17 protein-coding genes are annotated in these 20,538 nt (G+C 73.6%); 7 read left to right on the top strand and 10 right to left on the bottom strand.

The genetic code is table 11. The features are described from left to right. Positions 1-12 precede the first annotated feature (12 nt). From tagH to ACLIBK_RS23500, 4 genes are read right to left on the bottom strand one after another with little or no spacing between them, the layout of a single operon-like run. Complete coding sequence (gene tagH / locus ACLIBK_RS23515) at positions 13-1,806, bottom strand: type VI secretion system-associated FHA domain protein TagH (protein ID WP_415389741.1); 1,794 nt, start codon at positions 1,804-1,806, stop codon at positions 13-15. A gap of 4 nt (positions 1,807-1,810) precedes the next feature. Beyond that, entirely contained in the window at positions 1,811-2,110 is a 300-nt protein-coding gene (locus tag ACLIBK_RS23510) for a PAAR domain-containing protein (protein ID WP_415389740.1), read from the bottom strand. Beyond that, entirely contained in the window at positions 2,110-2,700 is a 591-nt protein-coding gene (locus tag ACLIBK_RS23505) for a DUF6931 family protein (protein ID WP_415389739.1), read from the bottom strand. Before ACLIBK_RS23505 ends, ACLIBK_RS23510 begins: the two co-directional genes overlap by 1 nt. A gap of 10 nt (positions 2,701-2,710) precedes the next feature. Further along, positions 2,711-4,630, bottom strand: a complete 1,920-nt coding sequence (locus ACLIBK_RS23500) for a type VI secretion system Vgr family protein (protein WP_415389738.1) — start codon at positions 4,628-4,630, stop codon at positions 2,711-2,713. Positions 4,631-4,900: 270 nt separating this feature from the next. On the opposite strand from ACLIBK_RS23500, the gene ACLIBK_RS23495 reads away from it, so the two are divergent. The 3 genes from ACLIBK_RS23495 (at position 4,901) to ACLIBK_RS23485 (ending at position 9,932) form a co-directional block, all read left to right on the top strand. Continuing rightward, entirely contained in the window at positions 4,901-6,010 is a 1,110-nt protein-coding gene (locus tag ACLIBK_RS23495; protein ID WP_415389737.1) for a hypothetical protein, read from the top strand. A 2-nt stretch (positions 6,011-6,012) separates the two neighbouring features. Beyond that, complete coding sequence (locus ACLIBK_RS23490) at positions 6,013-9,195, top strand: caspase family protein (RefSeq protein ID WP_415389736.1); 3,183 nt, start codon at positions 6,013-6,015, stop codon at positions 9,193-9,195. A gap of 128 nt (positions 9,196-9,323) precedes the next feature. Continuing rightward, complete coding sequence (locus ACLIBK_RS23485) at positions 9,324-9,932, top strand: glutathione S-transferase (protein WP_415389735.1); 609 nt, start codon at positions 9,324-9,326, stop codon at positions 9,930-9,932. 112 nt (positions 9,933-10,044) lie between these two features. Here ACLIBK_RS23485 and ACLIBK_RS23480 read toward each other — a convergent pair whose 3' ends face one another. From ACLIBK_RS23480 to hrcA, 5 genes are all read right to left on the bottom strand, one after another. Beyond that, positions 10,045-11,202, bottom strand: coding sequence for an AAA family ATPase (locus ACLIBK_RS23480; protein ID WP_415389734.1), 1,158 nt, complete (start codon positions 11,200-11,202; stop codon positions 10,045-10,047). A 154-nt stretch (positions 11,203-11,356) separates the two neighbouring features. Then, positions 11,357-12,445: an HlyD family secretion protein gene (locus tag ACLIBK_RS23475; RefSeq protein WP_415389733.1), complete on the bottom strand. Its 1,089-nt coding sequence runs from the start codon at positions 12,443-12,445 to the stop codon at positions 11,357-11,359. Positions 12,446-12,461: 16 nt separating this feature from the next. Beyond that, positions 12,462-14,084 (bottom strand): MFS transporter, encoded by a 1,623-nt coding sequence (locus ACLIBK_RS23470; protein WP_415389732.1) that lies wholly within the window; start codon positions 14,082-14,084, stop codon positions 12,462-12,464. Further along, positions 14,081-14,530 (bottom strand): MarR family winged helix-turn-helix transcriptional regulator, encoded by a 450-nt coding sequence (locus tag ACLIBK_RS23465; protein WP_415389731.1) that lies wholly within the window; start codon positions 14,528-14,530, stop codon positions 14,081-14,083. The genes ACLIBK_RS23470 and ACLIBK_RS23465 overlap by 4 nt, the downstream gene beginning before the upstream one ends. A 472-nt stretch (positions 14,531-15,002) precedes the next feature. After that, a complete protein-coding gene (hrcA, locus tag ACLIBK_RS23460) occupies positions 15,003-16,031 on the bottom strand; it encodes a heat-inducible transcriptional repressor HrcA (RefSeq protein ID WP_415389747.1) in 1,029 nt (342 codons plus the stop codon). A 230-nt stretch (positions 16,032-16,261) separates the two neighbouring features. Between hrcA and rph the strand changes: the two genes are divergently transcribed. From rph to ACLIBK_RS23445, 3 genes are all read left to right on the top strand, one after another. Continuing rightward, complete coding sequence (gene rph / locus ACLIBK_RS23455) at positions 16,262-16,984, top strand: ribonuclease PH (protein ID WP_415389730.1); 723 nt, start codon at positions 16,262-16,264, stop codon at positions 16,982-16,984. Beyond that, positions 16,981-17,637, top strand: coding sequence for a non-canonical purine NTP pyrophosphatase (locus ACLIBK_RS23450; protein WP_415389729.1), 657 nt, complete (start codon positions 16,981-16,983; stop codon positions 17,635-17,637). The genes rph and ACLIBK_RS23450 overlap by 4 nt, the downstream gene beginning before the upstream one ends. 294 nt (positions 17,638-17,931) lie before the next feature. Then, positions 17,932-18,684 (top strand): aspartate/glutamate racemase family protein, encoded by a 753-nt coding sequence (locus ACLIBK_RS23445; protein ID WP_415389728.1) that lies wholly within the window; start codon positions 17,932-17,934, stop codon positions 18,682-18,684. A 48-nt stretch (positions 18,685-18,732) separates the two neighbouring features. On the opposite strand, the gene ACLIBK_RS23440 is transcribed toward ACLIBK_RS23445, so the two are convergent. Then, complete coding sequence (locus ACLIBK_RS23440; RefSeq protein WP_415389727.1) at positions 18,733-19,197, bottom strand: GNAT family N-acetyltransferase; 465 nt, start codon at positions 19,195-19,197, stop codon at positions 18,733-18,735. Between the two features lie 191 nt (positions 19,198-19,388). On the opposite strand from ACLIBK_RS23440, the gene ACLIBK_RS23435 reads away from it, so the two are divergent. Next, positions 19,389-20,474 (top strand): hypothetical protein, encoded by a 1,086-nt coding sequence (locus ACLIBK_RS23435; protein ID WP_415389726.1) that lies wholly within the window; start codon positions 19,389-19,391, stop codon positions 20,472-20,474. Positions 20,475-20,538: the final 64 nt, after the last annotated feature.

Raw genomic sequence — 20,538 nt, 5'->3', positions numbered from 1 at the left:
GTTGGGCGGCGCCTAGCCGCGCTCCGCGCGCGAGGCGCTCTCGTAGGCGCGGGCAAAGGCCTTGCCGAAGGCGCTGTCGAAATCATCCTCGAACTGTTCCGTCACCTGCCCGTGCAGGCGGCGATAGGCTTCCCAGAGCCGCTTCTCCCGCGCCCCCGGCAACAGGCCGCCGCCGGTGTCGGCGGCCTCGACGCCCGCCGGGGCGAGGCGCTGCAGCAGCGCCCGCGCTGCCGCCTGGGTGGCGGCCAGGGTGGCGACCTGGTGCGCGGACAGGTCGGCCACGGTTTCCTGCACCCCCGCCAGGCCGCGCCCGCCCAGCAGCGCCATCAGCGCCGCGTCGTCGGTGGCGGCGAACTTCACCGGGTTGTTGCCGGCAGCGCGCAGCATGGTCTGCTCGATGCGGAATTCCCGCTTCACGTCGGCCCGGGCGATCAGCAGGGCGCGCAGCCCCGCTACGGAAGCGCGCAGCACGGCGCCCGCGGCCCGCAGCGTGGCCTCTGCATCGGCACCGGCCAGGGCGCCGGCCGGCAGGCCAGCCCCTTCCAGAAAGGCCGCGAGCCCGCCACCGCCGGCCGGCGCGGCGCCGGGCGCGGGCTGCGCCGGGGGCGCCGCCGGCATCGGTGCGGCAGGTGCCGCGGCCGGGAACCCTCCGATGGGAGCCTGCGGCACGGGTCGTGGAGTGGGAGAAAGGTCGTTCTCCTCCGCGAAAGGGTCCGGCAGTTCCGCAGGCGGTGCCGGCTGCGCCCAGGCCGGCGCCGCGGCAGCCGGTGGCAAACCCGGCGGGGCGGCGACCGGTGGCAGGCCCGGCGGGGGGGCAGGCGGCCATTCCGGCGCCGTGGATGGCGGGAGCGCGGCGGGCGCCTGCTGCCACGCCGGCGATGGCGCCGCTGGGGCGGACGACCAGTCCGGCGGCGCCACGGGCGCGGCCGGTGCAGCCGGGGGCCAGGGCGGCGCGGCCGCCGGTGCGACAGGGGGTACGGCAGGCGGTTGCGCCGGCGGCCATTCCGGCGTCGCGGCGGGGGCTGGCGCCCAGGGTGGCGGGGCCGGCGGCACGGCGGCCGGGGCTGGGGGCCACGGGGGGGCCGCCGACTGCACGGGTGCTGCGGGCGGAGCGGGCGGCGGTGCCGCCGGCGGCCAGGCCGGGGCTGCGGGCGTCGCGGGCGGCCAGCCCGGTGCCGCGGCCGGCGCGGCGGGCAGGCCGAGATCCCAGTCGTCCGGGATGCCGCCCGTGTCGCCGCCGGGCGCCAGCCGTGCCACGGGCGGGGTGAAGGCGTCGTTGGCCGAAGGGCGGTGGTCCGGCATCGGCGCCTCGTTCGCGCCGAAAGGGTCGAAATCGTCGGGCAGCAGCGGCTGTCCGAAGGGCGGGTGTGGCGGGGCCGGCGGGGCCATCGGGTCGTGCAGCGGGTCGGCGGGCCCGCCGAAGGGCGATCCGGCGGCGGCGAAGGGATCCGCCGCGCCGCCCCAGGCCGGCCCGGGGGCCGGCTGGAAGCCGGCGGCGACCTGCACCTCGATCTCCCAGGACCCCAGGCGCAGCCGGTCGCCGCTGTTCAGCGGCGCCGCCACGTCGCGCCCGATCGGCTCGGCGGCGTGGTTCAGAAAGGTGCCGTTGGTGGACAGGTCCCGCACCTGCCAGCCGCCGGAGCGGTATTCCAGCACGCAGTGCTTCTTGCTCAGCACGCGGTCGGGATCGGCCAGCACCCAGTCGCACTCGACGCCGCGCCCGATGCTGAGGTCGCCGCCCGCGGCGCGGCGCATCTCCGGCACGGCGGTGTCGGGGCAGCGCAGCACGGACAGCGTCAGTTCCACGGCGCTATCCCCCGATCAGCACGGTGGGCAGGCCGACGATGACGTTGCCGCCGTGCACGGTCATGTCGCCGATGCGGATCGCCATCAGCTTGTTCACCAGCACCGTCACGGAGCCCTTCACCAGCACGTCCGGCGGGCCGACGCAGACGCACTGGTCGGTGATGCGGGCCTGGGGGATCTTGCCGGTCAGCACGTTGGGCGAACCCATCACGATCGGCCCGCCGACATGCGGGATCGGCGGCAAGCCGGGCGTCATCATGGGGCAGACATGCATGTCGCCGATGCGGGATGCGGGCATTCCCATCACGGGGTCTCCGGCGGCAGGCGCCCGGCACCGCCATTGGCAATGTCGCGCGCGGCGGCGAGGAAGCGGGCGAAGCGCTCCTGGGCGCGCTGGGGTGGATTGCGCACCGCGGCCAGGGTCACCGCGCCGGCGATGGCCACGCCGGTCAGGTGCTCGGCCGGCGGCACGGCGGGCGACTCGGGCGGCGCCATGGAACCGCCGGACCAGAAGGCACCCACGGCGGCCCAGGCTTCGGCGCTGCGGAAGCCGGACTTCTCGGCGGCGGCCATGGCGGCGCGGCGCTGCGCTTCCTCTGGCTGGCGCACCCAGGCCTCGGCCGCTTCCAGCGCGGCGAGGTCATCGGGCGTCGCCTCGGGAAAGGGGATGGCGCGGGCGCACATGCAAGCCCACCACACGGCTTCCCGCTTGGGCAGGGCGTGCGCCACCAGGCGGGAAGCTTCCTGTAGCCGGCCGGACTGTTCCAGCCGGTCCACCGCCTCGGCGGCGTGCGGCGCGCCGTCCAGCAGCGTGGCAGCCGCGCTGTCCAGCTCCAGCCGCGGCAGCAGCGGCGGCAGGGCAACGGCGAGTTTGGGAGTGGGCGCAGTGCTCATCGCGAAGCCATCAGTTGATCATCACCAGGCCGCCCTTGATCACCATCATGGCGTCGGCCGACTGGTCAATCATCACACCCTTCACCTCGACCTTAACGGTGCCCTTGATGGTGACGCCGATCTGGTCGATCACGATGGAGGAGCCTCCAACCTTGAGGGTGATGGACTGCATCGCCTCGATGTCGATCTTGCCGAGATCGGCCTTGACGTCGATGTTGCCCATCTTCACCGACAGCGTCTCGTTGCCCATCGAGATCTCGGTGCTGCGGTTGCCCATCGCGATCTTGCGCGTTTCATCGCCCTTGGACACTTCGGTGACGAGATTGCCGGTCTGCACGGTGACGGTGCGGTTGCCCGTTTCCACCGTGGTGGTGTCGTTGCCCTTCTGGATCTTGGCGTCGCGGTTGTCCTCCACGACGGTGTTCATGTCCTTCTCGGCGTGGATGCGGACTTCCTCGGATCCCTTCTTGTCCTCGAACAGCAGGAAGTTCGCGTTCTCGGCACTGCCGCCCTTGGAGGAGCGGGTCTGGATCCAACTCTGCGTCATGTTGGCCGGCAGCGCGTAGGTCGGCTTGGCGTCGTTGTTGTACAGGCTGCCGATCACCACCGGACGGTCGGGATCGCCGTCCATGAAGCCCACCAGCACCTCGTCGCCGATGCGCGGCAGGAACCAGGTGCCGCCCCAGCTTCCCGCCCAGGGCTGCGCCACGCGGCACCAGCAGGAGGATGTTTCGCGCACCGGCCCGGCGCGGTCCCACAGGAAGTGGACCTTCACCCGGCCGTACTCGTCCGTGTAGATCTCCTCGCCCTGCGGCCCCGTCACCAGCGCGGAATGCAGCCCGGGCATCACCGGGCGCGGACGGGGCGCGGGGTTGCGCCAGGGCCGGTCGGCGGGGATCAGCGTCAGCGCATTGCCGTAATAGGTGCCGCCGCCGCCGGAGATATGCGTCTCGTCCGCCGCGCTGTGGCGCACGGCGCTGACCAGCCAGTTCTCGGACGCCCCGCCGTTCAGCGGCGCCACCTTGATCTTGCCGCCGGCGAAAACGGCGGGCGCGCCGCCGGCCGCCGTCACCTCCTCCGCATGCGCTTCCTCGCGCTCTATGGACAGCTTGGCCGGGTCGGCATCGGGCTGCACCGCCTGCCCGCCGGGCCAGCGGAACACTTCCCAGTCGCCCGAGGAGGTATCGAGCACGGTGGAGGCGTTCTTCTGCAGCAGCGCCTTGGGGCGCAGGTCGTCGTAGTCCCAGGCGGTGATGCTGGCCGGGCGCTGATGCGTGGACGGCGTCCAGTCCCACAGCGCGTCGTGCCCCGCGCGCTCGGCCCGCACCGACAGCGTATCGAGCCCGATCGCGGGAAAGTCGGCATTGGCGCCGGTGACCACCAGCGTGTGGTCGCTCTCGCTGTGCTGGAAGAAGTAGCCGCCGCCGACCTCGTCCAGCAGGCGCTGGATGAAGCCCAGGTCAGTCTCGTTCCACTGCACGGTGTAGACCCGAGTGGTGGTGGGCAGCGTGCCGAACTGCACCGGCGCCGCGCCGCCTTCCTGCAGCAGCGCCTGCACGATCTGCTGCACGCTCTTGCCCTGGAAGATGCGGCAATCGGTGGTGCGGGTCAGCTGCCACAGCCGGGGCCCGGCGGTCAGGCGATAGGAGCTCATGCCGCGGCCGAAATCGCCGGTGCGGCTGAAGCTGTGCACCACGCCGTGAAAGAAGCGCTCGGGGGTGTTCTTGACCGACAGCGTGCAGGTCACCGCCTTGCCCACCAGGTCAGCGGGCTTCAGGCCGTCATTGGCGGACAGCAGCTCCGCCTCGATGGTGAAGGGACGGCCGATCGCTTCCGTCACGTCCAGGCGGCGCAGCAGCACCTGATCCGACGCCGGCAGGGGCGTCGTGATCCGCAGCAGCCGGTCCGCCTGTGAATACTCGCCTGACATGCCCTACCGCTCCCGCCTCAACCCCGGGTCGGGACCGCGACCGGGGCCGGGGCGCCCGCGCACCACTCCACCCTGGACACCTGCATCCCCCAATCCCTCCCCCACCCGTGAAGCCGCCGGCGGAAACCGGGTCGCCTACGAACCATCCTGTCACGGGACGGTTCCTGGGGGTAGGGCGCAACGGTTCGAACGTTACGCTTTCCTCCTGGTCTTGGCCGCGCTTCGGCACCGGCCTAGTTTCCCTGGCCGAAGAAGGGGATTCTTTCATCCATGCCGCACGATGCTCCCGCCGCCCTGGCCCTCGCCGGCCCCGTGGCGCTCCCCTCCCCGCGCCGCCTGGCGCATCGCGGAGTCGCCGCCCTGACCGCCCTGTCGATGCTGGCCGGCTGCGCCGGGGTGTCCACCCGCGCGGGGCGCATCGGCGCGGATGACGGCACCGATGCCTGCCGCCAGCAGGTGGTGGCGCTGGACAGCACCGGGAACTTCTTCGCCGAGGACATCCTGACCGGCGCCGCCATCGGCGGGGGCGTCGGCGCCCTGGCCGGGCTGGCGGCAAGCGGCGGCAATCTGCGCTCCGCGCTGATCGGCGGCGTCGCCGGCGCAGCGGTGGGTGCGGCGGGCGGCTATCTCGCGGCGCTGCAGCGGCGCAACAACGACCAGGCCGCGGTGAGCGCCGCCCTGGCCACCGACCTGGAGCGCGAGAACGGCCAGCTCGACCGCACCCAGATCGCCTTCAACCAGTTGATGGACTGCCGCTTCAACCGCGCCCAGGAGATCCGCCAGGCCGCCCGCGACGGCCGGATGGACCGCAACACGGCACAGGCGCAGATGGCGCAGCTGCGCGACCTGACCAACCGCGACATCCAGCTGGCGCAGCAGATCAACGGCCAGATCGGCACCCGCGGCGCCGAGTTCGACACCGCCATCGACACCGTCGCCCCCGGCGCCAAGGCCACCGCGCAGGCGTCGCGCGCCGTGCCGATCCGCACCGCCCAGGTCAGCCGCCCCGTGCCGCTGCGCCTGCGCCCCGAGCCCGGCGCGCCGGAGATCGGCGCCACCGTGGCCGCCCGCAGCACCGTGCAGGTCCGCCCCGCCGCCAACGGCTACGCCCTGGTCGAGACCCCCTCCGGCCAGCGCGGCTACGTGCCGGCGGAAAGCGTCTCGGGCGGTGCGGCCGTGGCCTCCGGGCCGCGCGGCCGTGGCCGCGGCCGGGCCGCCCCGGCCGGCGACAGCCTGGCGCAGGGCGCCGTGCCGACCGCGGTGCCCGGCGACGTGCGCTCGCTGGCGGCCAGCAACATCGCCCGCCGCGACAACTTCAACGACAGCGTCGCCCAGGCGCAGACCGCGGCCGCCAGCGGCTTCGAGCTGGCCGCGGGCTGACCATGATGCGCCGCCGTCCCGCCACCCTGGCCGTCCTGCTGCTCGGCCTGTTGTGCGCGGGGTCGGCGGCGCTGGTGCCCACCCTCGCGGGCGGCGCGGCCTGGGCACAGACCCTGTCCGAGCCGCCGCGCGAGCCGATCCTGCGAATCGAGACGGGGGCGCACACCGCCCCCGTGGCGCGGCTGGCCACCGACTCGGCGGGCCGGCTGCTGGCCAGTGCCAGCGACGACAAGACGCTGCGGCTCTGGTCGCTGCCCGACGGCACGCCCCGCGCCGTGCTGCGCCCGCCGATCGGCCCGGGCGAGGAGGGCGAGCTCTACGCCGTGGCCCTGGCCCCGGACGGGTCGCGCGTCTTCACCGGCGGCAGCACCGGGCGCGCCTGGGATGGCACCTTTTCCATCTACGTCTTCGACGTCGGCACCGGGCGGCTGGCGGCGCGGCTGCCGGGGCTGCCGGCGCCGGTGCAGCACCTCGCCCTTTCGGCCGACGGCAACCGGCTCGCCGCGGCGCTGGGCGGCCGGGCGGGCGTGCGGGTCTGGGACGCCCGCAACGGCACCCTGTTGTTCGAGGACCGCGACTATGCCGGCCCCGCCCGGGTGGTGGCTTTCGACGCCGCTGGCCGCCTGGCCGCTTCGGCGGCGGATGGCCGCGTGCGCCTTTACGACGCGGCCGGGCGCAAGCTGGCCGACCGCGCGCCGGTGACGGGCGGCCGTCCCTTCGGCCTCGCCTTCTCGCCCGACCGCACGCTGCTGGCCGTGGGCTTCGAGGACCGGCTGCGGGTGGAGGTGCTGAGCCTGCCGGAGCTGCGGGGCGTGCTGGTGCCCGACGTGTCCGGCCTCGGCGGCGAAGGCCTGCCCGCCGTGGCCTGGGCGGGCGACGGGCATGGCGGGGTGCAGCTGCACGCCGCCGGCTACGCGCGGGTGACCTCCCCCGGTGGCGCCACGCCGGGCCGGCCGGCGGCCGAGGCGTCGCGCGGCGGCACCCCGCCCAAGCCGCCGGCAGCCGGCACTGGCCGGGGCGTCCGGGTGGGCGGCGGGCAGCCGGCGGTTCCCGCCGCACCGCCGGTGTCCCCCGCGTCCGGGCGCGGCATCGCCCCTGCCGTCACCCGGGATTTCGTGATCCGGCGCTGGGCCGATTTCGGCCTGGGCCCCTGGACCGACATCGCCGCGGCGCGCGACTCGATCGCCCAGCTGCTGCCGCTGCCCGGCGGCGGTCTGGCCTTTGCCGCCGCCGACCCCGGCTGGGGCCGGGTCGCCCCCGACGGCACGCTGGCCCTGCCGCCGCGCCCCGGCACCGGCGATTTCCGCGCCACCGGCGCGGCGCTGGCCGTATCGGCCGATGGCCTGCAGGTGGGCTTCGCGCTGCGCGCCGACCAGCCCGCCCTGCGCTTCGACGCGCGCGCGGGTCGGCTGGAGGCCGCATCCCGGGAAGACAAGACCGGCCTCGTCCCGGCCCGCACGAGTTCCTCCCGTTTCACCCTGTCGGAATGGCGCAACACCGACGGCGTGCGGCTGAACAACCTGCCGCTGCGCCTCGGCACCGGCGAGTTCATCCGCGCCCTGGCCATCACGCCCGACGACAGCGCGGTGCTGCTGGGCACCGACACGCACCTGCGGCTCTTCGACAGCAGTGGCGCCGCGCTGGATGCCCTGCCCGGACCGGGCGCCACCTGGGGACTGGCGATCTCCGCCGATGGCCAGGTGGCGGTGGCCGCCCATGCCGACGGCACGCTGCGCTGGTACGGCATCTCGGGCGGCCGCATCACCGAGCGCGCGGCGCTGTTCGTGCACGCCGATGGCCGCCGCTGGGCGATGTGGACGCCCGAGGGCCTGTTCGACCACGGCGCCGCCGGCGGGCAGGAGCTGGTGGGCGTGCACCTGAACGACGGCCGCGCCGCCACGCCGGAATGGGCCAGCTTCCAGCAAGCTTATCGCGCCCTCTACGCGCCCGATGCCGTGCATGCCCGCGCCCGCGGTGAAGCGCCGCGGCAGAGCCTGCTGGGCGACCTGCGCTCACGCATCGGCCGCACCCCCGTGGCGCGGGCCGGCGCGCTCTGCGCCGTGCAGCCGGACGGCAACTGCCTGCCGCAGCCCTGGGACGCGGCGCTGGTGCCCGCCGGCACCACGGCGATGCGGCTGACCGTGTCGGCGCAGGATCGCGGCCTCGGCCTGGGGCCGGTGGACGTGCTGGTGAACGGCCGCATCGCCGCCCGGGTGGACAACGGCGCTTCCGGCACCCGCGGCATCCGCCTGCCCGGCGGCGAAGGCAGCACGCCCGCCACGGCGGCGCCTGCCCCGCCCGGCCAGGTCACCGCCGAGGTGCCGCTGGACCGCGGCGTGAACCGCATCTCCACCCGCCTCTATGCCGAGGACCGCACCCTTTTCGCCGAGGGCCCGACGGCCGAGCTGCGCCGGGAAGGCGAGCCCGCCGCGCCGGCGGGCGCCGGGCGGCTGGTGGTGCTGGCAGTGGGCGTGGACCGCTACGCCGACGCCTCCATGAACCTGCGCTTCGCCGTGGCCGATGCCCGCGCCGTGGTGGACGCGCTGCGCGCCGGCAGCGCCGGGCTGTTCGACGGGGTGGAAACCGTGCTGCTGACCGATGCCGACGCATCGCGCGCCGGCATCCTGCGCGCGCTGGACGAGGCCGCGAACCACGTCCGCCCCGAGGACACCTTCGTGCTCTACCTCGCCGGGCACGGCGTGCGTTCGGACGGCGACGGGCGGTTCCTGTTCCTGCCTTCCGACCTGTCCAACGTGTCGTCCTGGCCGGCGCTGCGGGCCGGCGCCGTGGGCGACGAGGCTCTGGTCTCCGCCCTGGCGCGGGTACGGGCGCGCGACGGCTTCCTGCTGATCGACGCCTGCTATGCCGGGCAGGTCGCGCTCGACAGCCTCTCGGCCCTGGGCAACGAGACCGGGCGCTACCTGCTGGCCGCGGCCTCGGGCGTGCAGGAAGCGCTGGACAGCTACGACGACCGCAACGGCGTCTTCGCCTATGCCCTGCGCGAAGGGCTGGGCGGCCGCGCCGCCACCGATCCGGAAGGCCGCGTCAGCGCCCTGGCGCTGGGGGAATACATGTCCCGCCGCGTGCCGCAGCTGGCCGCGCAGAAGCAGCACCGGCAGGACGCGGTGTTCCGCACCGCCTCACGCGACCTGCGCGGCTTCCCCATGAGCATGGCACCGCGCTGAGCCCCCGCGGCGACACGGCACCGGCCCCGCGCGGGCGGCGCGACGGTCCGACACCCGCCGCGCCGCCCGGCCCCGCATCAACCCGCGCCACGCCGCTGCCGGCCGGCGCGCATCGGAGAGATAGCCCCGTGAAGCTGTTCTATGCCGCCGCATCGCCCTACGTGCGCAAGGTGCGGATCGTGGCCACCGAGAACGGGCTGTGGGACCACATCGAGCCGGTCACCATCACGGCCAACCCGCTCAGCCGCAACGCCACCCTGGGCGCGGCCAACCCGCTGGCCAAGGTGCCCTGCCTGGTGCTGGAAGACGGCAGCGCCCTCTACGACAGCCGCGTGATCTGCGAGGTGCTGGACGCCACCGGCGGTGGCACGCTGTTTCCTGTTCCCGGCCCCGACCGCTGGCGCGCCCTGGTGGAACAGGCGCTGGCGGACGGGCTGCTCGATGCCGCGCTGCTGATCCGCTACGAATCCTCCACCCGCCCGGAAGAGATCCGCTCGCAGCCCTGGCTGGACGGGCAAATGGGCAAGATCCTGGCCGCGCTGGACGAGATGGAGCGCCGCGCCGCCGACCTCGGCGGCCGGGTGGATATCGGCACGATCGCGATGGCCTGCGCCCTCGGCTACCTGGACTTCCGCTTCGCCGACCTCGGCTGGCAGCACGGGCGCGCCGGACTGGCCGCTTGGTTCGCCCGCTTCGCCGAGCGCCCCAGCTTCCGCGACAGCATGCCGCAGGGCTGACGCAGCCGGCCTCGGCACGGTCGCGGAACTCGCGGGGCAGCGGTCGCGCCGCGTGCGAGGCGTGCGGGCGACGTGCCCTACGTGGTGCGCGAGCGCCGCGTCCCGGCCCCAGCTACCGCCTGGGCCAGTCCCATCCGGGCGCCTCGACCCCGGGCGCGCCGGTTTCGCCGAAGCTCTTTTCCAGCCGGACCTCCTCGATGACGCCCGCCTCGCGCAGCGCGTCGATCAGGGGCTCGCTGTGGCTGACCACCACCACCTGGCAGCGCCGGGACGCCCGCGCCAGCAGCCGCGCCAGCGAGGGCAGCAGCGACGGGTGCAGGCTGGCCTCGGGCTCGTTCAGCACCATCAGCTCCGGCGGGCGTGGCGACAGCAGCGCCGCCACGAGCAGCAGGTAGCGCAGCGTCCCGTCCGACAACTCCGCGAGCCCCAGCGGCCGCAGCAGCCCGTGCTGGTGCAGCCGCAGCCCGCCGGGCCCGGCCACGTCGCCACCGACCTCCAGGCGCGAACCGGGAAAGGCGTGCTCCACCGCCTCCTCCAGCGCCGCCGCATCGCCGATTGCGGCCACCGTGGCGATCGCGGCGGCGAGGTCGGCACCGTCCCCGCCCAGCACCGGCGTGAAGGTCATCATCTGCGGCCGCCGCGCCGGCGCGTCCGGGTCGGTGCGCAGGGCGTCGTAGAAGCGCCAGTCCCGCATCCGCTCGCGCAGGGTGAGCAGCTCAGCCCCGTCGCCGGGCTCGGCGCAGTGCGTCACCATGGAGTCGAAGGGTGAGAGCCGCTCCGTCACCTCCCGCCAGGCGCCGTTGCGTACCCCGCGCAGACGCACCGAGGGCCCGCGCCGCTCGGCAAACACCGAGAGCCGTCCGAGCCGCTCGCCGTTCCACATGGCCTCCACCTTGATGGCGGGGTCGAGGGGAAAGGGATGCTCGCGGCTGGGCATCCCGAGGTCCACGGCGAAGCCGAAGGCGTCGCCCCCGAAGCCGAGCCGCAGGCTGACCGGCCCCTTGCGCACCGTGCCCTGCACCGGCCGCTCGCCCGCGCGCACCGCGCGGCTGACTGTCTCAGGCCCTGCCCAGAGCGCCGAGGAAAGCCCGCCCTCCGCCGCCAGCGTCGCCACCAGCCGGCCCTGCGCCGTTTCCGCCAACAGGCGCAGCGCCCGGTACAGGCTGGTCTTGCCGCTGCCATTGGCGCCCGTGATCACCGTCAGCCGCCCGAGCGGCACCACCAAGTCGCGCAGCGAGCGGTAGCCGGACACGGCGAGCGTCGTGATCAACCTGGGCGTCCCCCGATGCGTTGTGCCACCGGGCCACCACGGCCCCGCGCGAAACGGCAGCATCGCCCAGGAGTGTTGCGAAGGGACGAGACCCGGCCGGCCACGGCCGCCACCGCCACCTGCCGCACCGCCAGGGCCGCCATCACCCGCCGGGTCAGCGCCCCGGCGGGGGCGCGACGGCGGCGGGCGGGTCCAGCGGCGCCGCTGAAGTGTCGAGGTGGACGACCACGGACATGCCGGGGGTCAGGCGGTCGGCCAGGGGCTGGTCGGGGTCGATGCTGACCCGCACGGGCAGGCGCTGGGCCACCTTGGTGAAGTTGCCGGTGGCGTTGTCGGCGCGGATCACGGCGAATTCCGATCCGGTGGCGGGGGAGAAGCGCTCCACCCGGCCGCGCAGCTCGGCGCCCAGCAGCGCGTCCACCCGGAAGCGCACAGGCTGGCCGACGCGCATGCCGGACAGCTGGGTTTCCTTGAAGTTCGCCACCACCCAGCGATGTTCCGGCACCAGCGAGGTGAGCTGCGTGCCCGCCGTCACGTATTGCCCCAGCCGCGTGCCGACCTCGCCCAGGCGGCCGTCCTGGGGGGCGACGACGCGGGTGTTCTGCAGGTCGATCTGCGCCAGCTGCACCGCGGCCTCGGCGTTCTGCACCGCGGCTTCCAGCCCGGGGCGGGTGGCGAGCGTTTCCGCCAGCGCCTGCTCGGCCACGCGCTCGGAAGCCTGGGCCTGGGCGAAGCCGGCCTCCGCCTCGCGCAGGGCGGCGCGCACGGTGTCGCCGGTGGCGCGGGACTGGATATTGGCTTCCAGCAACGGCGTGATGCGGCGCAGGTCGGCCTGCGCCTTGTCGCGCACCGCATCGGCGTTCTCCACCTGCGCGCGGGCCACGGCGATGCTGGCCTCCCGGGTGCGGCGTTGCACCTCGAGGTTGTCCAGCGAGGCGCGACTGCTGGCCAGCATGGCCTGCGCCTGGGCGAGGCGCTGGCGGAAGATGCGGTCGTCGATGCGCACCAGCAGATCGCCCGCCTTCACGGCGACATAGTCCTGCACCGGGATCTCCACCACGTAGCCGGCGACCTGCGGGCTCACCACCGTGACCAGGCCGCGCACATAGGCATCGTCCGTGACCTGCACGGTGGAGGTGAAGGGCGGCAGGCGCCAGGTGTAGAGCACCAGCAGCACGGCAGCGATGCCCGCCATCAGGGCGGGAATGGTGGCGCGCGAACGGAACGGGTTGGGAAACGGCATCGGGGTCCTTGGAGCTTCAGGCGGGCTGGGATTGCGGCCGGCGCAACCGGGTCAGCACCAGGTTGGCCAGCAGTGCCAGCAGGCTGAGGGCTGCGACGATCGCCACCAGCAGGAACAGGTCATTGAAGGCCAGCACGTTGGCCTCGCGCGTTGCCACCTGGGCCAGGGTGGCGGCGCCTTCGGCGTTGCGCAGCGTGGCATCGCCCAGCACGCGGTTATAGGCCGCGCCGTACTGCGCGATGCGTCCCACCACCAGCGGGTTGTCCAGAGTCAGGTTCTCGACGATCTGGCTGGAATGGAACTTCTCGCGCACCACCAGGAAGGTGCCCAGCAGGGAGGAGCCCAACAGCCCGCCCAGATTCTGCGCCGCCAGGAACACGGCGAAGAAGCTGGTGATGTACTGCATCCCCGAGGTGATGGTGTGGGTGAAGCCCCAGGACACGGCGGCGGGCACGAACAGCGCGCTGCCCAGCGCCACCAGCCCCTGCGCCAGATACACGTCGGGCGGGCGGGTCAGGTTGGTGGCATCGCTTTCCAGCCAGGCGCCCAGGGCGATCAGCAGCAGCGCGGTCGCGTGGATGACCGGCACGTTGGCCGGCTTGATCACCGACGCCACGCCGATGCCGCCCAGCGCCGTCGCCCCCAGGATCACCCAGAACATCCCGGCCATGTGCTCGTTCAGCAGGCCGAGATTCTGGAAGAACGCGATGGTGCCGGTGGTCTGTTCCGCCAGCACGAAGCGCACCAGCAGCATGGAGCCGCCGAAGATCACCATGTTGGTGGAGGACAGCCAGCGCAGGTCGATCAGCGGCTGCGCGCGGTTCAGCTCGATCACCACCAGCAGACACAGGGCGCCGATGCCGGCCGCGAGGCAAACCCCGAGCCAGGGCGCTTCCAGCCACCAGTAATAGCGGCCGAGGCTGAACACGATGCTGATCAGCGCCATGCCGGTGATGAGCAGCGGCAGGCTGATCGCGTCCACGCGGTCGAAGACCTTGGCACGGGGCGGCGGCGTCAGCGGCAACAGGAACACGATCCCCAGCGACAGCACGGCGAGGCCGAGCTCCATCAGGTTCAGCTCCTGCCACAGGCCCCGTTCCAGCAGCCCCGGCGAGATCAGTCGCGCCAGGGGCAGCGACAGCTGCGTGCCCAGCAGGCCGAGCGCCACACCCACCGTGAGCTTGCGGTCGGGCGGCACCACCTCGAGCATGTAGAGGAAGGCCAGGGTGCTGAGCGGCGCCGCGGCGAAGCCCACCACCGCCCGCAGCGCCACCACCGAGCGCAGATCATGGGCGAAGAAATGCGCCAGCGACACCACGACGAAGAGGCCCAGCCCCAGCTCGGCGAAGATGCGCAGGCCGAACTGGGTGCGGAACTTGTACAGCAGCAGCGAGGCCGTGATGCTGGTGGAGGTATAGGCAGCGGACAGCCAGACTGCCTCGTTGGTGGTGGCCCCGAAGGTCGCCTGCACCGTCTGGATGTTGGCGGTGACGATGTTGTTGCCCAGCCCCTGTGTCAGCCCGAGGATCAGGGAGGCGAGCGAATACGCCACGAAGCGCAGCAGCGTGATCGGCGGGGCCGGCGGCGGCGCGCCGGGCGGGGGGGCGGAGGGGACCGCCGTCCCGGTGCGGCCGCTCATGCCGCGGGCACCGCCGCGGCATGGCCGCGGTCGAGGTTGCTGGAGATCGCGTGCAGCACGCGCACGGCGGCGTGCAGGTCGTCGGGCGGGATGGCGCGTAGGGCCACGGCCCGCAGCCGCTCCAGCAACGCCAGGGCCTCCCGCGCCACGGGCTGACCGGCAGGGGTCAGGGACACGTGGTTGGCGCGGCGGTCGCCCGAGACCGGCTCGCGCCGGATCAGCCCCTGCGCCTCCAGGGCATCCAGCAGCCGGACCAGGGTGGAATGCTCCACCGCCAGCTGCGCCAGCAGGTCGCGCTGCATGATGCCGCCTTCCTCCTGCAGCAGGGCCAGGGTGCGCGCCCGGGCGAGGGTCATGCCGGCCGACCGCATCTCCGTATCGCAACGCGTGCGCCACTTGTGGAACACCCGGCGAAGCTCCAGCACGAATTCTTCATCGATGGTCATGTCCGCAGTCATGTAGCTAGCTACAGGTCGTCCGCCACGTATCCGCCGGCATCCCTGCCCCGCGTGCCCCATGGGTCGCGGGGGCGTTCACCCGCCCGAGGTCACAAACCCACGCCCCGGGCCCGCGTTGCCTTCCCGGACCGGAGGAGGCGCGACATGGCAAACAAGGGCCCGGGCAGCGAGCCCGGCAGTTCCGGCGATGGAGCTCGGCCGTCCCACCCCACCGGGAGCGATCTGTCGCAGGATTCGCGCGACGCCATCGGTCCGGGCACGGATTCTGCCGGTGGCGGTGCGGCCCCGGCCGGCACGGCCATGCGCGGCAAGCCGCCGGTCAATGTCGGGGTGAGGCAGGAAACGGCCGGCGAAGGCGGTGAGGAAACGCGGCGGGTCAGCGCCCCGCCAGCATCGGGAACCGTCCGGCGCTGAGCGTCTCGGCCGGAACCCCGCGGGCCCGCTCCGGCTCCCCCGGGCCTCAGCCCAGCAGGCGCCCGATCACGCGGGCCGTGTAGTCCACCACGGGAATGATGCGGCCGTAGTTGATGCGGGTGGGGCCCACCACGCCCACCGCCCCTACGATGCGCTCCTGCCCGTTGCGGAAGGGCGCCACGATCATGGACAGGCCGGCGGCGTCGAACAGGCCGCTCTCGGCGCCGATGAAGATCTGCACCCCCTCGCCGCGCTGCACGAGGTCCAGCAGGTGCAGCATGGTTTCCTGCGCTTCCAGCCGGTCGAACAGCCCCTGGATCTCGCCGATGCGCGCGGCATGGTCGAGGTTCTGCAGCAGCCGCGATTGCCCGCGCAGGATCAGCGAGCCGCCGCCGCCGCCGGCCCAGGTGGCCAGCCCCGCCTCGATCACCTGGGCGGTCAGCGCGTCCAGGGCGGTGCGGTTGTCCGCCATCTCCGCCGAAACGGCCGAGCGCGCCTCGTCCAGGGTGCGGCCGTTGAGGCGGGTGTTGAGGTAGTTGGTGGCCTCCACCAGGGAGCTGGCGGGCAGGCCGGCGGGGACCTCGATGACCCGGTTCTCCACCTGGCCGCCATCGCCCACCAGCACCACCAGGGCGCGGCCAGGGCCGAGCGCCACGAATTCGATGTGCCGCACCGCGGCTTCCGTCTTGGGCGCCAGCACCAGCCCCGCCGCCCCCGCCAGGCCCGAGAGCATCCGCCCCGCCTCGCTCAGCGTGTCCTGCAGCGAGCGGCCGGAGGCGGCGCAATGGGCGGCGATGGCCTCCTGCTCCTCGTCGCTCAGCGCGCCGGTCTGCAGCAGCCCGTCCACGAACAGGCGCAACCCGCGCTCGGTGGGCAGGCGGCCGGCGCTGGTGTGGGGGGCAAACAGCAGCCCCGCCTCTTCTAGGTCGGCCATGGCGTTGCGGATGGTGGCCGGCGACAGGGCCACGGGCAGGCGGCGCGACAGGGTGCGGGAGCCGACGGGCTCGCCGGTTTCCACGTAGAGTTCCACGATCTGGCGCAGGATGGCCGCGCTGCGGCCGTCCAGCTGTTCCAGCGTCCCGGCAAAGGAGGTTCCGGCCGGGGTCCGGAGGGAAGCGCCCCCGCGGGGCGCGGATGGCCAGTCTTGCACGCAGGAAAGGTAAGTTTGCTCCCGGGCGGGGTCAATGTCGCCCGTGGCCCCGCGCCGTGCCACGGCTTCAAAACCGCGGCAGGCCGGGGCGGCGCACCGTTGACACCCCCGGCCGCGGCGACGATCCCTCCAGCCCCTTCGCGAGGAAAAACACCATGCCGCGCCCTTCCGGCCGTGCCCCCGACGCCCTGCGGCGCGTGTCCCTGGAACCCGGGGTGTCCCGCCATGCCGAGGGCTCCTGCCTCGTGCGCATGGGCGACACGGAGGTGCTCTGCACTGCCAGCGTGGAAGGGCGCGTGCCTTCCTTCCTGCGCGGATCGGGCAAGGGTTGGGTGACGGCGGAATACGGCATGCTGCCCCGCGCCACCCACAGCCGCGGCGACCGCGAGGCCGCCCGCGGCAAGCAGTCCGGCCGGACGCAGGAGATCCAGCGGCTGATCGGCCGGTCCCTGCGCGCGGTGACCGACCGCGCCGCCATGGGGGAGATGACGATTACCTTGGACTGCGACGTGCTGTGCGCCGATGGCGGCACCCGCTGCGCCGCCATCACCGGCGCCTGGGTGGCGCTGCACGGCGCCTTCGCCCATTGCCGGCGCATGAACATCCTGGCCCGCGACCCGCTGCCGGCGCAGGTGGCCGCGGTGTCCGCCGGGCTGTGGGAAGGCGAGGCGATCCTGGACCTGGACTACCCCGAGGACAGCGCCGCCCAGGCCGACGCCAATTTCGTGCTGACCGGCAGCGGCGGCATCGTGGAGATCCAGGCCACCGCCGAGGGCGAGCCCTTCGCCGACGCGCAGTTCCAGGCCCTGCTCGCCCTGGCCCGGGGCGGCACGGCGGAGCTCTTCGCCGCGCAGCGCGCCGCGGTGGGGCTGGCATGAGCGCGCCGGGCCATCCGGCCGCGGGCGGCGCGGCCCGAGCGAGCCGCCGCCTGGAGCCCGGCACGAAGCTGGTAATCGCCACCCACAATGCCGGCAAGCTGCGCGAGAACGCCGCGCTGCTGGCCCCCTGGGGGCTGGAGGTGGTGGGCGCCGGCGCGCTGGGCCTGCCTGAGCCCGCGGAAACCGAGACCAGCTTTCTCGGCAATGCCGGCATCAAGGCGCACGCCGCGGCGCGGGCCACGGGGCTGGTGGCGCTGGCCGACGACTCCGGCTTTTCCGTCGCCGCGCTGGACGGCGCCCCGGGCGTCTGGACCGCCGACTGGGCCACGCGCCCGGATGGCAGCCGCGACTACGCCCACGCCATGGCGGAGGTGGAGCGCCGGGCCCGCGACTTCCCCGACCGCCGCGCCTGGTTCTCCTGCGCGCTGGTGCTGGCCTGGCCGGACGGCCATTCGGAAGGCTTCCTGGGCGAGGCACCCGGCCACTGGGTCTGGCCACCCCGCGGCAGCCGTGGCTTCGGCTACGACCCGATGTTCGTGCCGGAAAGCGAGACGGAAACCTTCGCCGAGATGGACCCTGACCGGAAGCACGCGATCAGCCACCGGGCGCGCGCCTTCGCCCTGCTTGCGGCAGCCTGCCTGCCGGAGCGGTGATGGTTGCGCCGAGTGGTCCGCGGGAGGGCCCTGCCCTCCCACACCCTCCCGCCGGGGACCTCGTAGGTCCCCGGACCCCGCCGTGAGTTGGCGCTGGCGGATAGGGTGTCACTTCGTGGGCGTAGCCGCCGCGAAGTGACACCCTATCCGCCAGCGCCGTTCTTTTACGAACGGAAGGTCCAGGAAACTCAGTTTCCTGGCGAGGGAGCGCGAGGGGGCAGCGCCCTCTCGTGAGCCACCCGCCGCAACGCCCACGCTTCGCGCGGCGGCCATCGCGGTGCAGGATGGAAGGCGATGCGATTGCTCCTGCTCAACGGCAACACCGACCCCGCCATGACCGAGCGGATGCGCGGCCATGCCGCGGCGACGCTGGAGCGCCTTGGCGCGCGGGAGGTCACGCTGGTACCGGCCACGGCGCGCTTCGGGGCGCGCTACGTCGCCAGCCGGGCCGCGGCAACCGTGGCCGCGCATGCCGTGCTGGACGCGGTGGCGGAACACGCGGCGTCGGTGGATGCCGTGGCGCTGGCCTGCTTCGGCGATCCCGGCCTTTGGGCAGCGCGCGAGCTGTCGGGCCTGCCCGTGCACGGCATGGCCGAGGCCAGCATCCTCGCCGCGCTGCGACTGGCACCAAGGGTGGCGCTGCTGACCGGCGGCGCGGGCTGGGTGCCGATGCTGGAGGAGTTCGCCCTGCTGCTGGGCCACGGGCCGGAGCGGGTGATCGTGCGCGCGGTGCCGCCGGCCGGCGATGCCCTGGCGCGCGATCCCGGGGCGGCGGCCGAACTGCTGGCGCGCGCGGCGGCCGATGCGGTGGCCGAAGGCGCGGGGGCAGTGGTGCTGGGCGGGGCCGGGCTGGCGGGGCTGGGGCCAGCCGTATCGGCGCGGGTGGCAGTGCCGGTGCTGGACAGCCTGGACTGCCTGGTGGAAGCGGCGGTGGCCGGCGGGGCAGGGCGGGCGGCGGAGCGGGGCAATGCTGCGCCGGGGGTGCCGACCCTCGGGCTGGGTGCCGCCCTGGAAGCGGCGCTGGCCCGGACGGGCCGGCCGGGCTGACGCGGCAGAAGGCGCGACCGGTGGCCGGCCCGGCCCGGGGCCGCCAGTTCAGCCGCCCGCGGCGCGCTTGCGCAGGGAACGCGAGAAGCCCTGGCCCGCCGGGGTGAAGCCCAGGGCACGCAGGAACAGCTGCCCGTCCTCCTCCGGCAGCGCCACCACGTCCAGCGTGTCGCAGCCCGCAGCCCGGGCCGCCTGCGCGCCCACCTTGATCAGCATGCGGCCGATGCCACGGCGGCGTTCCCGGTCGTCCACCACCAGGGTGGTGATCCAGGCCGCCGGACGCGCCTGCTGCAGCACGGCGGACCAGCGCAGGGCGATCACCCCCACCACCGGGCCGTAATCCGCCGCCACCAGCACGGCGCCCTCGGGGTGGCGCGCCAGGGCTTCCAGCCGCTCGGCGACGTCGCGGGTGGTGAGCGTGTTGTCCAGCGGGTGCAGCAGCCGCGCGAGGTCGGCCGCATCCGCCGGCACGGCGGCGCGGGTTTCGACGCCGCTGCGGATGCCGAATGCCATGCCCGCGTCCCTAGCCCGCGCTTCGCCGGCCGGCCAGACCGCGACGGGCGCGCGGAGGCCTGTTCGGTGCCCCGGTTATTGCCACCATTGCCGGTGGCCGGCTGGTGGTGATCAGGTCCTTACGCGGCTTTCGCTTGCTTTGCTGCTGAGGCGAAACAATCCTTCGCGTCTCGCCGACGCGGATGCAGGGAATGAGCGACGGACCGGACGATCGTGTTCCACCCGTGGACACGGAGACGCTGCAAAGGCGCAAGCTCCAGGCGGAAGTCACCAAGCTCGAGGTCGAAGTCCCGAAGCTTCGCAACGATAACCGCTTGCTCAATCGGCATGCCAGTGCGCTCGTCTCCATCGCCGCGGTCGTCGTGAGCGGGATGAGCCTTCTGAACGGGTACGTGGCCAGCCGCGAGCAGGCCGAGCGCACGGAAATTGAGCGCAGGGAGTCGGAGAAGCGCACCGCCGCTGCGGCGGAACAGGCTGCTCAGCGGGAAGAGGCCGAGGTCCGGCGGCTGGCTGCGGAACGCAGCATCCACTGTGTTGAACTCGGCATGCGCGTTGCGGATTTCACCCGCGAGCAGGTCCGTGCCGCGGGACAGCAGGACCGCCCAGGGGTCGAGCTGATCGCCAACACGGTTATCGGCCTTTTCCCCCCGGCCGAGGCCGCCGCGATCCTTCGTGCCGTCCGTGTGAATCTGTCGGAGCGGGTCATGCGCGAGCCCGCTGTCCAGGCCAGATGGGACGACATACTCGACCGGCTCGAGGACGGCGTGCCGGCCGGTTGCGAACGGGCTCGCGACCTGCGCCTTGCCCTTCCGGCGGCTCGCCCGGACACGCCAGTGCCGGCCCCCGCCGCGGCTGCCACCGTGCCAGCCGTGCCGCCAACGGCCGGATCTTGCCCCGAGCTGGGGCCGCCGGCAGTTGGCGCCGCCCGCCTGCTTGTCTTCACACAGATTGTCCAGGGTGCCGACCGCGACGCTGCCCGCCGTATCCTGGAACGTGCCGCAACTCTGGAGCCCGGCTTCAATCGCGCGCCCATAGAGGATATTCGCGCCCGCAACCCTGACGCGCAGCGACCTGAAGTCCGCTACTACTTCGCCGACCAAAGCGACGAAGCGGAACGGCTCATCGCGGTCGTCCGCCGGGCAGCGTGCCTCGAAGGTCTCTCGACGCCGCTCGAAGGTCTCCGGGCAACCTATATCGGCAACCGCTTTCAGAATCTGCCTAGAGCAGATTCCGAGCGAACCGAATCAGAGGGCTTGCCCGGCTCGGGGGCAATCTGATTCAAGCTGCTGGCTGGGGTTGGAGGCCAGCGGCGATGGCGAAGACCTTGTCGGAGGACCTGCG

The organism is Roseomonas sp. BN140053, assembly GCF_047690175.1.
In the GTDB taxonomy this organism is placed as follows: Bacteria; Pseudomonadota; Alphaproteobacteria; order Acetobacterales; family Acetobacteraceae; genus Roseomonas.
This window is presented reverse-complemented; position numbering and strand designations above follow the sequence as displayed.

Excerpts from the sequence above, each read along its gene's own strand:
- ACLIBK_RS23445 (WP_415389728.1), top strand. The coding sequence starts at position 17,932 with ATGCGATTGCTCCTGCTCAACGGCAACACCGACCCCGCCATGACCGAG.
- ACLIBK_RS23475 (WP_415389733.1), bottom strand. The coding sequence starts at position 12,445 with ATGCCGTTTCCCAACCCGTTCCGTTCGCGCGCCACCATTCCCGCCCTG.
- ACLIBK_RS23495 (WP_415389737.1), top strand. The coding sequence starts at position 4,901 with ATGCCGCACGATGCTCCCGCCGCCCTGGCCCTCGCCGGCCCCGTGGCG.
- rph (WP_415389730.1), top strand. The coding sequence starts at position 16,262 with ATGCCGCGCCCTTCCGGCCGTGCCCCCGACGCCCTGCGGCGCGTGTCC.
- ACLIBK_RS23510 (WP_415389740.1), bottom strand. The coding sequence starts at position 2,110 with ATGGGAATGCCCGCATCCCGCATCGGCGACATGCATGTCTGCCCCATG.
- ACLIBK_RS23465 (WP_415389731.1), bottom strand. The coding sequence starts at position 14,530 with ATGACCATCGATGAAGAATTCGTGCTGGAGCTTCGCCGGGTGTTCCAC.
- ACLIBK_RS23435 (WP_415389726.1), top strand. The coding sequence starts at position 19,389 with ATGAGCGACGGACCGGACGATCGTGTTCCACCCGTGGACACGGAGACG.
- ACLIBK_RS23470 (WP_415389732.1), bottom strand. The coding sequence starts at position 14,084 with ATGAGCGGCCGCACCGGGACGGCGGTCCCCTCCGCCCCCCCGCCCGGC.
- ACLIBK_RS23500 (WP_415389738.1), bottom strand. The coding sequence starts at position 4,630 with ATGTCAGGCGAGTATTCACAGGCGGACCGGCTGCTGCGGATCACGACG.
- ACLIBK_RS23490 (WP_415389736.1), top strand. The coding sequence starts at position 6,013 with ATGATGCGCCGCCGTCCCGCCACCCTGGCCGTCCTGCTGCTCGGCCTG.
- ACLIBK_RS23450 (WP_415389729.1), top strand. The coding sequence starts at position 16,981 with ATGAGCGCGCCGGGCCATCCGGCCGCGGGCGGCGCGGCCCGAGCGAGC.
- ACLIBK_RS23505 (WP_415389739.1), bottom strand. The coding sequence starts at position 2,700 with ATGAGCACTGCGCCCACTCCCAAACTCGCCGTTGCCCTGCCGCCGCTG.
- ACLIBK_RS23440 (WP_415389727.1), bottom strand. The coding sequence starts at position 19,197 with ATGGCATTCGGCATCCGCAGCGGCGTCGAAACCCGCGCCGCCGTGCCG.